The organism is Microbulbifer mixtoriginis (SeqCode) (assembly GCF_052466695.1).
In genome coordinates, this window is record NZ_CP174285.1 from 2,799,574 (window position 1) to 2,813,438 (window position 13,865).

The 13,865-nt window shown below is 49.6% G+C and carries 15 protein-coding genes and 1 pseudogene; 4 read left to right on the plus strand and 12 right to left on the minus strand.

Features of this window, described 5'->3' with window-relative positions:
• The first annotated feature begins 198 nt into the window (after positions 1-198).
• Positions 199-774 carry a hemerythrin domain-containing protein gene (locus ACJJI0_RS12300; protein ID WP_444882795.1) on the plus strand — a complete coding sequence of 192 codons (576 nt, stop codon included), beginning with the start codon at positions 199-201 and terminating at the stop codon, positions 772-774.
• Between the two features lie 40 nt (positions 775-814).
• Complete coding sequence (locus ACJJI0_RS12305; RefSeq protein WP_444882796.1) at positions 815-1,255, plus strand: SpoIIAA family protein; 441 nt, start codon at positions 815-817, stop codon at positions 1,253-1,255.
• 97 nt (positions 1,256-1,352) lie between these two features.
• Here the strand turns inward: ACJJI0_RS12305 and fnr (ACJJI0_RS12310) are convergent, their stop codons facing one another.
• The 3 genes from fnr (ACJJI0_RS12310) to ACJJI0_RS12320 all read right to left on the minus strand — a co-directional run bounded on the left by fnr (ACJJI0_RS12310) (position 1,353) and on the right by ACJJI0_RS12320 (position 3,436).
• Complete coding sequence (gene fnr / locus ACJJI0_RS12310; RefSeq protein ID WP_444882797.1) at positions 1,353-2,084, minus strand: fumarate/nitrate reduction transcriptional regulator Fnr; 732 nt, start codon at positions 2,082-2,084, stop codon at positions 1,353-1,355.
• 253 nt (positions 2,085-2,337) lie between these two features.
• Complete coding sequence (locus ACJJI0_RS12315; protein WP_444882798.1) at positions 2,338-3,207, minus strand: SDR family oxidoreductase; 870 nt, start codon at positions 3,205-3,207, stop codon at positions 2,338-2,340.
• A gap of 52 nt (positions 3,208-3,259) precedes the next feature.
• On the minus strand, positions 3,260-3,436 hold the full coding sequence (locus ACJJI0_RS12320; protein WP_444882799.1) for a hypothetical protein: 177 nt from the start codon (positions 3,434-3,436) through the stop codon (positions 3,260-3,262).
• A 25-nt stretch (positions 3,437-3,461) separates the two neighbouring features.
• On the opposite strand from ACJJI0_RS12320, the gene ACJJI0_RS12325 reads away from it, so the two are divergent.
• Entirely contained in the window at positions 3,462-4,466 is a 1,005-nt protein-coding gene (locus tag ACJJI0_RS12325; protein ID WP_444882800.1) for an adenosine deaminase, read from the plus strand.
• Between the two features lie 107 nt (positions 4,467-4,573).
• On the opposite strand, the gene fnr (ACJJI0_RS12330) is transcribed toward ACJJI0_RS12325, so the two are convergent.
• The 5 genes from fnr (ACJJI0_RS12330) to ACJJI0_RS12350 form a co-directional block, all read right to left on the minus strand.
• Entirely contained in the window at positions 4,574-5,299 is a 726-nt protein-coding gene (fnr, locus tag ACJJI0_RS12330) for a fumarate/nitrate reduction transcriptional regulator Fnr (protein WP_444882801.1), read from the minus strand.
• 73 nt (positions 5,300-5,372) lie between these two features.
• Positions 5,373-6,755, minus strand: a complete 1,383-nt coding sequence (hemN, locus tag ACJJI0_RS12335) for an oxygen-independent coproporphyrinogen III oxidase (protein ID WP_444882802.1) — start codon at positions 6,753-6,755, stop codon at positions 5,373-5,375.
• A 124-nt stretch (positions 6,756-6,879) separates the two neighbouring features.
• Positions 6,880-7,578: an OmpW/AlkL family protein gene (locus ACJJI0_RS12340; RefSeq protein WP_444882803.1), complete on the minus strand. Its 699-nt coding sequence runs from the start codon at positions 7,576-7,578 to the stop codon at positions 6,880-6,882.
• Positions 7,579-7,960: 382 nt separating this feature from the next.
• Positions 7,961-8,869, minus strand: coding sequence for a 3-hydroxyisobutyrate dehydrogenase (mmsB, locus tag ACJJI0_RS12345; protein WP_444882804.1), 909 nt, complete (start codon positions 8,867-8,869; stop codon positions 7,961-7,963).
• 57 nt (positions 8,870-8,926) lie between these two features.
• A complete protein-coding gene (locus tag ACJJI0_RS12350) occupies positions 8,927-10,033 on the minus strand; it encodes an enoyl-CoA hydratase/isomerase family protein (protein ID WP_444882805.1) in 1,107 nt (368 codons plus the stop codon).
• 181 nt (positions 10,034-10,214) lie between these two features.
• Here ACJJI0_RS12350 and ettA point away from each other — a divergent pair, with 181 nt between their 5' ends.
• A complete protein-coding gene (gene ettA / locus ACJJI0_RS12355) occupies positions 10,215-11,879 on the plus strand; it encodes an energy-dependent translational throttle protein EttA (RefSeq protein ID WP_444882806.1) in 1,665 nt (554 codons plus the stop codon).
• Between the two features lie 348 nt (positions 11,880-12,227).
• On the opposite strand, the gene ACJJI0_RS12360 is transcribed toward ettA, so the two are convergent.
• The 4 genes and pseudogenes from ACJJI0_RS12360 to ACJJI0_RS12375 form a co-directional block, all read right to left on the minus strand.
• Positions 12,228-12,596, minus strand: a complete 369-nt coding sequence (locus tag ACJJI0_RS12360) for a transposase (protein WP_444885933.1) — start codon at positions 12,594-12,596, stop codon at positions 12,228-12,230.
• 163 nt (positions 12,597-12,759) lie between these two features.
• Positions 12,760-12,939, minus strand: a pseudogene (locus ACJJI0_RS12365) (transposase); the annotation flags it as partial.
• A gap of 171 nt (positions 12,940-13,110) precedes the next feature.
• Positions 13,111-13,629: a transposase gene (locus ACJJI0_RS12370; protein WP_444882807.1), complete on the minus strand. Its 519-nt coding sequence runs from the start codon at positions 13,627-13,629 to the stop codon at positions 13,111-13,113.
• Positions 13,599-13,781 (minus strand): transposase, encoded by a 183-nt coding sequence (locus ACJJI0_RS12375; RefSeq protein WP_444882808.1) that lies wholly within the window; start codon positions 13,779-13,781, stop codon positions 13,599-13,601. Before ACJJI0_RS12375 ends, ACJJI0_RS12370 begins: the two co-directional genes overlap by 31 nt.
• Positions 13,782-13,865: the final 84 nt, after the last annotated feature.

The window sequence follows — 13,865 nt, forward strand, 5'->3', positions numbered from 1 at the left end:
TCGTTATCTCACAGCCTTTGTATGACTCTAACTCGATAACTGGTTTTAGATAATTTTTAAAAATGGTGCCCTTTAATTTCTTTACTGCGCCAAAATCCTCAGGTTGTACCACTTTTTTTTCGCTACTTGATCCACATCAATTCCTCTCTTGAGTCTGCTGGCAACAATACGCTTCGAAACTGATCGCGGAGGTCTGGGATGAACAACATCTACCGACAACTCTGTTTAGACCATAAAAATATGCAGCAAATGCTCAATGCCTTTGAGCGCTTGCTACAGGACCTTTTTGGAACTCATGAGCGAGACCCTAACACCCTCTCTCTGATTCTTGACGCACTGGATTATTTTTCTGTTTACCCAGATAAATATCATCATCCGGTAGAAGACTTGATTCTTGCTCGCTTGTTGACCAAACCTGTGCATGACCGAAGTGCTATTTATGAAGCGCAGATGCAGCACGAAAAAATTGCTGCAACCACCAAGCATATGTGTGCACTTTTCTATGCCGTAGCCAATGACGCCATGGTTGAGAGGAGAGTGTTACAAGGAGCTAGTAATAGCTATTTGCAGTTACAGCGGAATCATATTGAGCTGGAAAATTCTGCGATTTTTCCTCAAATAGAGCAATATTTACAGGTAGAAGACTGGAAACAAATATACAGACAGGTCAAGCAGTTAAAAGATCCTTTTTTCGATAAAAATACCAGAAATGTATATGAATCTTTACGCGAATATCTGACTCAACCAGAAACACCCTCACAAGTATTTGCTTAAGATGACCGGGTCATTCCACAAACTATAAAAAGGAGGAGACATGAAAATCAAGCGTCACGGAATCTCCATTGGCATGGAGAGAATTGATGATGATTTCTTCCTGTATATCAAAGCTGTTGGGCAGTTGACCCATGAGGACTACGAATATATAACGCCTTTGCTAGAGTATGCTCTTGAGGGCGTTAAAAAACCACAGGTACAAATGCTGATTGACTTGCGGGATTTTGAGGGCTGGGGTCTGCACGCGATTTGGGATGAATTCAAGCTAACCCTTAAACATGGCAATGAATTCTGCCGCATTGCTGTACTTGGGGATGAAGGCTGGCAACAGCTGGCCACCAAAGTTGGAGGATGGTTTGTAAGTGGCGAAGTGCGTTACTTTGAGAAGCAGCACGAGGCCATGGACTGGCTGTCACAAGCACCGGAAGAAGTAGAGAAAAAAGGTGCAGAAAAGGAATTAGCTTTCTCCACACACTCCTGATAAGTAGTGGATTCCGGGGGCGTTTTCGCCCCCTTTTTTATTTTTTAATGCTCAAACCCTTATCCTTTCCAGAAAATTTTCGGCACTTCAAAGACTTCTAAACCTCGCCCTCATAACCACAGTGGGTTCCCGCTATTTCACTAAGCCCCAGTAAATTTTGAATCTGCACTACCCTGCCATTTACTTGGATAACCCCCTGCTTTTGAAAGCGAGTAAACAGACGACTCACCGTTTCTGCAGTTAATCCTAGGTAATTGGCAATATCTGTACGCGACATTGAAAGGATAAATTCATTGGGGGAATAACCGCGACAGGCATAGCGACTGGAAATATTCATAAGCAATGCGGCAAGGCGAGTATCTGCAGAACGCTTGCCAAGCAGCATTAAAATTTCATTCTCCTTGCGCAACTCTTCGGAAAAAATGCTGTAAATCTGTTGCTGCAGGGCCGGAACCTGTTGCGCCAGTACTTCCAGTTGAGCAAAAGGCAGGAGACAGACACTGCTGTCTTCTAACGCCTCGGCATAGCTAGAGTGGACACGGGTACTATAAGCATCGAGGCCAAGTAATTCTCCCGGCAGGGCAAAATGTGTTATCTGGGTATCACCATCTGCGGCAATTACTACATTTTTAAAACTGCCAGAGCGAATCGCGTAGAGATTTTGAAATGAATCGCCAGCCCGGTAGAGAGATTCTCCGGCCTTAATGACCTTCTTTTTTCCAGTAACCTGCTCGAGGCGATCAATCTCTGCCAGAGACAGGCCCGCAGGCAAACAGAGACGCCTGACAGAGCAATTACTGCAACTTACTGGCACTGGTGAATCAGCCATACCCAAATCGCCGTTTGACAATATAGGAAAATTGTAACGGCATTATTGAAAAGCGTCGCCACCCAGAAATAAAACACTAAATATTAAAAAATTAGTATCGAGGCCAACCATCTTTCTAAAACAACGGACCAATATATGCTACGTTTACACAATTTCAGACATTACTCTTCTACATAAAAATAATGACTAGCGGGTGCTCCTGGGCTTATCTAAATAAACAAAGTCCTGCGAAATCAATGAACTTTTCGGTAAATCATTGATTGGCAGATAACAGGGTATCTATCACCATTTTCTGCTGAGCTTTACCACTTGGATCTGCATCCGTTTTATAAGCACAAAATTCATTGGCCCAAGGAGAAGTACGGACCCGAACCGGTGGATCTTCACTTTCAACAACATCTAAAACTACCTGCGCCACCTGCCCGGCACTCTGATAAAGACGGGCTGTTTGTTCTGGTGTGCGCCTCTGGATACTTCCTAGATATTGTTCGAATAAGCCCTGGTAATCTCCTTCTGGCACACCACCATCCACTTGCAGTTGAGATAAAACACTGTTGGCAAATTCAGAGTAAATGCCGCCAGGTTCAACCGCAGTGAACTGAATGTTAAAGCTGGGCTGGATATAGCTAGCCATAGCCTCTGTGTACCCCTCTACAGCAAACTTGGCAGCACAATAAAGTTCATTAAACGGCTGCCCCACTAACCCACCCACAGAGGAAATGTTGATAATCCGACCGCTGCGTTCCTTTCGCATATGGGGGAGTACTGCCTTGGTGCAACGCACTACCCCGTGGAAGTTCACATCCATAACCCACTGTGTCTCTGCCTCCGAGGCCATTTCGGTGGTTTTCACAAAGCCGGCACCGGCATTGTTAACCAAAATATCGATACGCCCCTGCCCCTCAATAATGGTATTCACAGCATGTTGAATACTTCCTGCATCCTGCACGTCTAGCGCTAAAACGTTGAGCTTGTGCCCAAGCCCGGCATCTTTCAGCAGTGGGCCCGCTTTGTCCAAATCCCTCATGGTGGCGTAGACAACATACCCCCGCTTCGCCATTTTGGTGGCCAAACTCTGTCCCAAACCTGTAGATGTTCCCGTAATCAGTACTACCTTGCCCATAGGTCCACTCCAACACTCAGAAAAAGTACACTGCCTGGTGTATGTTACACCTTTAACCCACAAAGTAAACCGACTGGTTTACACATCTGTAGTCTTGCGGCTTCACCAGCCATGCCCGGGCCGGCAGGTTAGCGAATGGCTTTTCAGCCATAAGGAAGAAGCTGTTACCATTACCGCCAATTTTTCCGGCTGTTGAATCGATGCCTCCGGCCCGGGTAACAGCTCCCACACTTATCTCCAATACAGTTATTACTATGAGCATCGCCGATCTGGATTTTATTAAGACTCTCCCCAAGGCAGAGCTGCATTTGCACATTGAAGGCTCGCTGGAGCCAGAACTAATGTTCGAGCTTAGCCGGCGCAATAAAATTGAAATCCCCTTTTCCAGTGTTGAGGAAATTAAGGCTGCCTATAAGTTTCACAACCTGCAGTCCTTCCTGGATATTTACTACCAGGGAGCCTCGGTCCTTATCCATGAACAGGACTTTTACGATCTAACCATGGCCTACTTGCAGCGCTGTCGTGAAGATAATGTTGTGCACACTGAAATTTTCTTCGACCCACAAACCCATACAGAAAGGGGTATTGATATCGGTGTGGTTATTCGGGGCATCCACAGCGCTCTAAAAGATGCCGAATCTGAGTGGGGAATTAGTAGCCACCTGATTCTCTGCTTCCTGCGCCACCTGAGTGAGGAAGAGGCCATCACTACTCTGAAAGCCGCCAAACCTTACCTGGAATTTATTAAGGGTGTTGGCCTGGACTCCTCAGAACTGGGACACCCCCCCAGCAAATTCCAGCAAGTCTTTGCCATGGCTAAAGAATTAGGCCTGGAGAGGGTCGCTCATGCGGGGGAGGAAGGGCCAGCTGAATATATTAAAGAAGCCCTGGATTTACTCGATGTAAGCCGCATAGATCACGGCGTGCGCTGTGTAGAAGACGAAGCACTGATTGAACGACTTATCGATCAGGAAATTCCCCTCACTGTATGCCCTCTGTCCAACACTGCACTGTGTGTCTACGACGATATGAGCCAACATCCCATATTACAGTTATTGGAGCGTGGGCTCTGTGTCACAGTAAATGCGGATGATCCGGCCTATTTCGGCGGTTACGTTAACCGCAATTACCTAGCACTGAGTGAAAGTCTTGGTATGACCAAGAAACAGGCAAAACAGCTGGCTATCAATAGCTTTAAGGCCAGCTATATTTCGCAAGACCAACAACAAAAATGGGCCGAAACCATCGCCGCTATTTAAGAAAAATCTAACGCAAATCATTTGAAAAATTTTATAGGGCCTGACTATTTATTTAGCTCTGGCCCTTTTAATCAACTAAATTTATCAAACTCTGATAAAGTTCTTAATTAGTCTTCATCGTAACCGTAATGGGTTCCGGCCAGTTCACTGAGACTGATCATATCCAGTATTTCCACCGCCCGACCACTTACCTTAATCAGCTTTTCTTTTTGAAAACGCGAAAATAATCGACTTACGGTTTCTGCAGTTAATCCAAGGTAATTGGCAATATCTGTGCGCGGCATGGACAACACAAATTCACTGTGCGAATAACCGCGGCGAGCATAGCGGCTGGAAATATTAATCAGCAAAGCCGCTAAGCGGGTATCAGCCGATCGCTTGCCCAGCAGCATTAAAATATCATTTTCCTGGCGCAGCTCCTCAGAAAAAATACTATAAATCTGTTGCTGCAACGCGGTGACCTGATTAGCCAGTAATTCCAGCTGGGTAAAGGGCAACAGGCAGACACTACTGTCTTCCAGCGCCTCAGCGTAACTGGGGTGTACGCGGCTACTATAGGCATCCAGCCCCAACAACTCACCTGGCAGGGCAAAATGAGTGACCTGCGTATCGCCATCCGCTGCGATAACCACAGTTTTAAAACTGCCTGAACGAATAGCGTAAAGGTTTGCAAAAGGATCACCGGAGCGATACAAGGTCTCACCGGCTTTTACAATTTTCTTACGGCGCGTAACCTGCTCTAGTCGATCGATATCTGCTTGAGATAACCCCGCAGGCAGGCATAAACGTCTAACCGAGCAGTTGCTGCAACTAACCGCTACTGAGGAATCCATCATACTAAACCAGTCGGTAAACTAATTTGCGGCTATTGTACCCGCTGTGAAGACAATCGTCTCCTGTAGAACATTAAAGAACACGAGAATATTGTGCATCAGTTTGCTGACTGTGTAAGTAAATATCAAAAGCCGAGGCAACATTGCGTACAAACCAGCGCCCCTGCTCCGTGACGATGATCTTTTTTTCATCCTGATAAATAAGACCATCCTCAAACATGGGTTCCAGCCTTTTGAGTTCCTGGAAAAAGTATTGATTAAAAGGTACGCCAGTGCGACGCTCAGCCTCAGTTTTATCCAGGCTTAACCGGCACATCAGTTCAGTAATAACCCACTGACGCAACTTATCTTCATCGCTCATTAACCAGCCGCGACACGAAGCATTACCCCGCTCAGCGACGGCCTGGGTATATTCTTTCAGACGGTGCAGGTTCTGCCAGAAACCATTACGGCTGTAGCTGATTGCGGAAGCCCCCAGTCCAACTAACGCATCGGCGGGCATTAATGTGTAGCCTTGGAAATTCCTCTGTAACATCCCCGCATGAGCGGCCTTGGCCAGCTCATCTCCCGGCCGGGCAAAATGGTCCATACCCAGGAATTCATAACCGGCCTGGCCCAAGTGCTCTACCGCAGCCAGCTGCATTGCTACTTTTTCTGAGGCGGAGGGAATGAGTTCCGTATCGATAAGACGCTGAGCTTTAAAACGATGGGGTAAATGCGCATAGTGATAGAGGGCAATACGATCCGGCTGTAAATCTAGCACCTTATCCAGGGTGCTGTGCAAACTGCTGAGGTTTTGTTTGGGCAAACCATAAATCAGATCATAGGAGATAGATTCGAATCCCCGCTCACGCGCCGCAACCGTTAATTCAGTCACCTGGTCGGCACTGCAAATTCGGTTGATGGATCTCTGCACCTCGATATCAAAATCCTGCACGCCCAGGCTCAAGCGATTAAATCCGAGCTCTCTTAGGGTATCCAAGGTCTCCAGCTCCAAGGTGCGTGGATCGGCTTCAATGCTGTACTCCACTCCATCGCCTGGGCGTAAATCAAAAATCTCACCCAGCCCTTCCATCAAACGGCGCATATCTCCATCGCTGAGGAATGTGGGTGTACCACCTCCCAAGTGCAACTGGGTGACCGGTACCTGGGCCACCTTGTCCCGATACCAGCGAGCTTCCTGCAAAAGATTATCCAGGTAGCTGGAGGCGAGACCGTATTGGGAAGTAATTACCTTGTTGCAAGCACAGAAATAACAGAGAGAACGGCAAAAAGGGATATGCACATACAGGGATAAGCTGCGAATATTTTTTAGCGCATCCCAAGGTTTGATGCTGCCATCCAGAGGTTTAAATCTATCGGCTGTTGGATAAGAGGTGTAGCGCGGGCAGGGGCCACTGTATCGGGATAACAGTTGTTCTGATAGGCCACCTATAGTGCTTTTAGTCTCTTGCATCATATTTCTACAACCTCAATCAATTGTTTGCGACAGCCTCCCGCACAAACTAAAAGGCAGTCGCCGAGCTCCCACTTGGAAAACCGCAACGACTGCCACACTCCAAAACTAGAGTGCTGCCACCTTAGAAGCGGTAGCCTAGACCCGCCATATAAACCAGCGGGTCGATATCTACTTTAGCGGTGACATTGCCCACACCAGGTACCTTTACGGTGGCGTCGGTATCAATATCCATCCAGAACACGGACATATTAAACAACCAGCGCTGATCTGCGCCGAAGGCGAAGTCGATACCCGCTTCAGCCGCCAGACCGAAAGAGTTATCCAAGGAGAGTTTTGAATCTCCAGTTGCGCCAATGCCTTTAAGGGTGGCATTACCGGTGCTGCTAACTTCCTCATCAAAGAAAGCGGTGTAGTTCACCCCCAGTCCTACGTAGGGCTGGATTGTGGATTGAGTATCCATTGGGTACCACTGCACTAACAGAGTGGGTGGCAAATGCTTGGTTTCACCCAGATCAAAGTTGCCAAGGCCTTCACCAACAACTTCGATATCGTGACTAAAAGGCGTTGCTGCAACCAGCTCCACGCCCCAGTGATCGCGGAACATATACACACCGGTCAAGCCCAGGGCAGAGCCGTTGTCCACATCAACCCCAGTATTACCAATCTTGCTCCCATTCGCAGACAGTGCGCTGGAACTGGTGTCGGGCGCTACTGTGGCCATACCACCGCGCAAAATAAAGCTGCCCTCTTCGTAGGCCAGTACCGGTGCAGAAAGTACGGCGGTCAGGGCGGCTGTCGCACAAGCAGTTATACGATTCATTAACTTCTCCATATAGCGATTTAGCATTTTTCCCGACTTTGGAAGGCCCCCTCCAGGCACAATCACAAGTCGCAGGCAGGTTAACCGCTGGCCGCAATCGTGAGCTTGATCCAAATCAAGCTGTAGAATTTCGCGGAATTAAAAGCAGCGTATTGCCCATAACGCTTGTCTGGCCAATCATCAGATGGCCTTCCGAGCGGGGCAGCGAAGATAGCGATAGGGGTGTAATGAAGGAACGGCTAGGGGGCTAGTAATTGGTACCTATTGCCAATTTTGCGAACTGGTCCAAATTTTTAACGTTAGGCGACACTGAAGCAAAGCTCCCTCTCCGGTACTGGCCAGAAACAATCAACTGAGGAGGGAGCGCGCGGAAGCTAGATATCTACCAGGTCAGACCACCTGCCGGGCGGCGGAACATATTCTGGATACTGGAGAAATCCAACTTCTGATTTTCATCACTGGCTCCATGTAGCTGATAAAGGTTTTTTGCCAGAGCCCCCATAGGCGTGGAAGAGGCACTGGTAGCTGCAGCATCCATGGCGAGCCCCAGGTCTTTCAGCATTAGCGCCACGGTGAAACCACCAGAGTAACCATTTGCCGCAGGTACATTCTCCATAGCACCTGGGTAGGGATTGTAATTGGCCAGAGACCAATTGTTGCCAGAGCTCTGCATCATGATCTCGCTTAGAACCTTGGGATCCAAGCCTTTGTCGACCCCCAACTGCAGGGCTTCGGCGGTACCGGTCATATGGATAGCCAGAAGCAGGTTGTTACAAATTTTTGCCACCTGCCCTGCCCCAGCCGAGCCGGCGTGAAAAATCTTGGCGCCCATCGCCTGTAACGGCGCCCGCGCAGCATCTACTGCCGCTTCTTCACCTCCACACATAAAACACAAGCTGCCAGCCTGAGCTGCCGCGGTACCCCCTGAAACTGGCGCGTCAATGGCGAGTAGGCCCCGCTCAGATGCGGCCTCATTCACCAGGCGGGCATCTTCTGCAGAGATGGTTGAGCAATCGATAATCAGAGTATTCTCAGCCAGGCGGTTCAGCAGCCCCTCTTCTCCCAGATAAAGCCCTTTCACCGCCGCACCACTGGGCAACATCGAGACTACAATGGAAGCCCCCTCAGCCGCCTGCATTGGGGAGTCGCAGGACCTACAGCCATCTTCTTGCGCCTGCGCCAGAGCCGTGGGATTGAGATCGAAAGCCGCCACACTAAAACCGGCTTTCACCAGATTGGCCGCCATAGGGCCGCCCATATTCCCCAGACCAAAAAAGGCTATTTTTTCCATAAAAGCCACTCCATATTTTGTTGTTGGTATCCCGTGCGTAAAGCGGCCCGGGTCGCGTTATAAATCCACAAGGGGATGCGCACTGCTCCAGGGAGCAGTAAAACAGCTCTCCAGCTGTTGTGGACTAATTTCCTCCAGGCTAAGGGGCCGCCACTTTGGTGTGCAATCCTTGTCAATCAATAGAGCCCGCACCCCCTCCTTGAAATGACCACTGGCACAGAGGTTTACCGCGAGAATCAGCTCCATCCTAAACACATCGGCCAGAGACAAGTGGCGCGTACGTCGCAACTGCTCCCACACCACCCAGGGGGTCAATGGCGAACCACCGGCCAGAGTAGTGGCGGCGCGCTGCAGCCATTTATCCACTCCTTGGTAGGCGCTGATTGCCGCGCAAACCTCAGGCAGGCTGGCAAAGTCGGTAAGCTGCTGGATCTGATCGTAGTGTTCACGCAGCTGTGATTCCGGCCGCTGCAATGGGGAGAGTTCGCAACTTTTAAGGCAATCGCTTACAAGGCGGTGGTTAAACGCACAACTGGCCGAATAATCCAGCGCCGCCAGCGCCGCCAACACGGGCTCGCGCTGATCCTGGGCAATAATACGGTCGGCCATACCGGCAAACAGGGCATCGGCCCCATTAAACTGGGCCCCTGTCAGCCCTAGGAAAAGCCCCAGGCGACCCGGCATACGGTTCAGGAACCAGCTTCCACCCACATCGGGAAATAAGCCGATAGTGATTTCCGGCATCGCCATACGTGTGGTTTCAGTCACAATACGGTGGCTGGCGCCTGCCATAATGCCGATACCACCGCCCATCACAATACCGCCACTCCAGACCACAATTGGCTTCGGATAAGTGTGTATTTGGTAATCGAGACGATATTCACGAGAGAAGAATTCAGTCGTGTAACTATATTCCGGCGTCTCACCGTAGGCGGCCGATTGCTCATACAGCGCCACCACATCGCCCCCAGCACAGAGGGCTTTATCTCCACTGCCTTCTATCCACACAGCGGCCACGTCATCGTCATGCGCCCATTGACCTAGTTGCGCTGAAAGCAGATCAATCATCTGCAGGTTGAGCGCATTAAGTGCCTTCGGCAGGTTGAGGGTCGCGATCGCCAATGCGCCGCGCCGGGAGAACAACACCGGGGAGTCCTGATCCATTGCTATCTGTCTTATTGCTCTTGTACTAATTAGCGTCGCAGTTAAGCACAGATCAGATTCAACGTCAGCCACACGCGAGTACAGCGGCGACATGCTCTGCGGCGCGGTTGCACTTTTTACGCAAACTGATAAGTTGCGCGCAAAATCTGAGCGATTGCAACACCCAGTTACGGAACCCCAAATGGCTGAATACGTATACACTATGAACCGGGTGGGCAAAGTAGTGCCCCCCAAACGCGAAATTCTGAAGGACATTTCCCTTTCCTTCTTCCCCGGCGCCAAAATCGGCGTACTCGGTCTCAACGGCGCAGGTAAATCCACCCTGCTGCGCATTATGGCTGGGGTCGATCAGGACTTTAACGGCGAAGCCCGCGCAATGCCCGGCATCAAGGTCGGCTACCTGCCCCAGGAACCGCAACTCGATGCCAGCAAGACCGTGCGCGGCAACGTAGAGGATGGTGTACGCGAAGCCATTGACGCCCTCACCGGCCTGGAACAGGTCTACGCCGATTATGCCGAGCCCGACGCGGACTTCGATGCCTTGGCTAAGAAACAGCAACAGTTCGAAGACATTATCCAGGCCTGGGACGCCCACAACCTGGAGCACCGTCTGGAAGTTGCCGCAGACGCCCTGCGCCTGCCGCCCTGGGATGCGGACGTCAACAACCTGTCCGGCGGTGAAAAACGCCGTGTGGCCCTGTGCCGCCTGCTGCTGTCCCGCCCGGATATGCTGCTTCTCGACGAACCCACCAACCACCTGGATGCGGAATCCGTATTCTGGCTGGAGCGCTTCCTGCACGATTTCACCGGCACTGTGGTAGCCATCACCCACGATCGCTACTTCCTAGACAATGTTGCCGGCTGGATTTTGGAACTGGACCGCGGCCACGGCATCCCCTGGGAAGGCAACTACACCACTTGGCTGGAACAGAAAGAAAAGCGCCTGGAGCAAGAGCAGCGCGGCGAACAGGCCCGCGCCAAAGCCATGCAAAAGGAACTCGAGTGGGCCCGTCAGAATCCTAAGGGCCGCCAGTCCAAGAACAAGGCCCGTTTGTCCCGCCTGGAAGAAATGCAGTCCCAGGACTTCCAGGCCCGCAACGAGACCAACGAAATCTACATTCCGCCCGGCGAGCGTCTCGGCGACAACGTGATTGAGTTTAAAGGTGTGAGCAAAGGCTTCGGCGAGCGCCTGCTGATCGACAACCTGTCTTTCCGCGTGCCCAAGGGCGCAATTGTGGGTATCGTCGGCGGTAACGGTGCCGGTAAGTCCACCCTGTTCCGTATGATCAGCGGCACCGAGCAGCCGGACTCCGGCGAGATCAAGATTGGGGAAACCGTTAAGGTCGCCTACGTTGAGCAGGGCCGTGAAAATCTGGATGACAGCAAGACCGTATGGGAAGCCATCTCAGACGGCCACGATATGCTCAAGATCAACAACTACGAAGTGGGCTCGCGCAACTATGTTGGCCGCTTTAACTTCAAGGGCAGTGACCAGCAGAAGCGCGTAGGCGAACTCTCCGGCGGTGAACGCGGACGCCTGCACCTGGCCTACACCCTCAAGCAGGGCGCCAACGTGTTGCTGTTGGACGAACCCTCCAACGATCTGGATATCGAAACCCTGCGCGCCCTGGAAGAAGCCCTGCTCAACTTCCCCGGCTGCGCCCTGGTAATCTCGCACGATCGCTGGTTCCTGGACCGCGTTGCCACCCATATCCTCGCCTATGAGGGTGAAAGTGAAGCGATCTTCTTCGAAGGTAACTACACCGAGTATCACGAAGACTTTGTGCAGCGCAAAGGCGAGGATGCCGCACCGCACCGGATGCATTATAAGAAGCTGAAGACCTAAGAATAAAAAAGCCCGCGTAATGCGGGCTTTTTTATTCAAAAGGAGTAAGGCTTAACTGATTGTACCCTCAAGTTAGTAAGCTACAAATATGAACTAACTTTAATCAATATAACTGATTAACAAAGAGGTTTCCGAATGATGATCTCCCAGGAATTCCAGACCCTCCTCTCACTATAACCAATAAATAATACATATTTTCTTCACCTAGAAATGCAACAGCTTCTCGGAACCAGCTTAAATATATATTTCTGCATCTAGAATTAATTCGTGTTAGAAGCTGTTTCATAACTTCTTTAGCGTAATTAACATACATGCAATATAGAAAAAAGCACGATAAGTGGACAAATATCACCCCCATCTAACAACTAAACGGCGGTAATTTCCCAACCACGCAAAAGTCCTTTCAACTTTCCAACGGCGAGGGTACCTTCTGAGCTTTCTGCCATCCTGCCTTGCGACTTTTTTCCTATTTCTCCTGTGTGGACAGATAAAGTCGATTCCACGACTCAACAGGCTATCTCTAAGAGGATCCGAGTCCGCCGCTTTATCATAAACTAAACGAAGAATCTTTGTATTTTTATACGTAACATCAAGTAATGGGTGTAATAACTTCACTTCTGCTGGTGAGGCCGAAGTAATGATGCCTCCCAGTGGAATACCTTCGCCATCGACCACCACCATCCACTTTGAACCCTTGCTCCGCTTGGTTTTCCCGATTTCGAAGCCCCTTTTTTTGCTGGTGCAAAGCTGCCATCAGAAAGACCTCCTCCCAGTTAAGCAAAGACTGCTGATCCAACAGCCCCAGAAATCTTCTCCATGCCTGTAACCAAGCTCCTTGCTCTTCCCAAAATTGAAACCTTCTCCAGCATGTACTCGGTGATGGATAGTGTGAAGGAAGATCTTTCCATCGCGCTCCAGAACGTAAAACCCATAGGATGCCCTCAAAACAAGCTCGATTATCAATGGGTTTTGGGCCTCCCTTTCCTCGTTTTAACTCAGGAAGACAAGGTTCGATCAATTTCCATTGATCATTGGTTAACTCTGACTTGAATCGGCTCACTATTGCTGGACTTTTTTCTATGTAATAGCGTGAGAATAACCGATTTCAAGTTATGAAACAGCCTCTAGGGAACCTCTGAATAATTCCGAGCCAATTTGGTAGAAGCTATTTCATAACTTCTTTAACGTAATTAACATGCATGCAATATAGAAAAAACACGATAAGTGGACCCTAGATTCCCATAACAACCAGGCGGCGGTAATGTCCCAGCCACGCAAAAGTTCGCTCAACTTTCCAACGGCAAGTATACCTTCTGAGTTTTCTACTATCCGGCCTTGTGGCTTTTTTCCTGCTTCTCCTGTATGGACAGATAAGGTCGATTCCACGACTCAACAGGCTATTTCGAAGAGGATCAGAGTCCGCCGCTTTATCATAAACTAAGTGATGAATCTTTGTATTTTTGTACGTAACATTAAGTAATGGTGCCTCCCAGTGGAATACCTTCGCCATCGACCACCACCATCCACTTTGAACCCTTGCCCCGCTTGATTTTCCCGGCTTCGAAGCCCCCTTTTTTGCTGGTACAAAGCGGCCATCAGAAAAAACCTCCTCCCAGTTAAGCAAAGACTGTTGATCCAACAGCTCCAGGAATCTTCTCCATGCCTGTAACCAAGCTCCTTGCTCTTCCAAAATTGAAGTCTTCTCCAGCATGTACTCGGTTATGGATAGTGTGAAGGAGGATCTTTCCATCGCGCTCCAGAACGCAAAATCCACAGGATGCCTTCAAAACACGCTCGATTATCAATCGGTTTTGGGCCTCCCTTTCCTCGTTTTAACTCAGGAAGACAAAGTTCGATCAATTTCCATTGACCATCGGTTAACTCTGACTTGAATCGGCTCACTATTGCTGGACTTTTTTCTATATAATTGCGTGAGAATAGACAATTTCAAGTTATGAAAAAGCCTCTAGTGTTCGGCTATCCGTC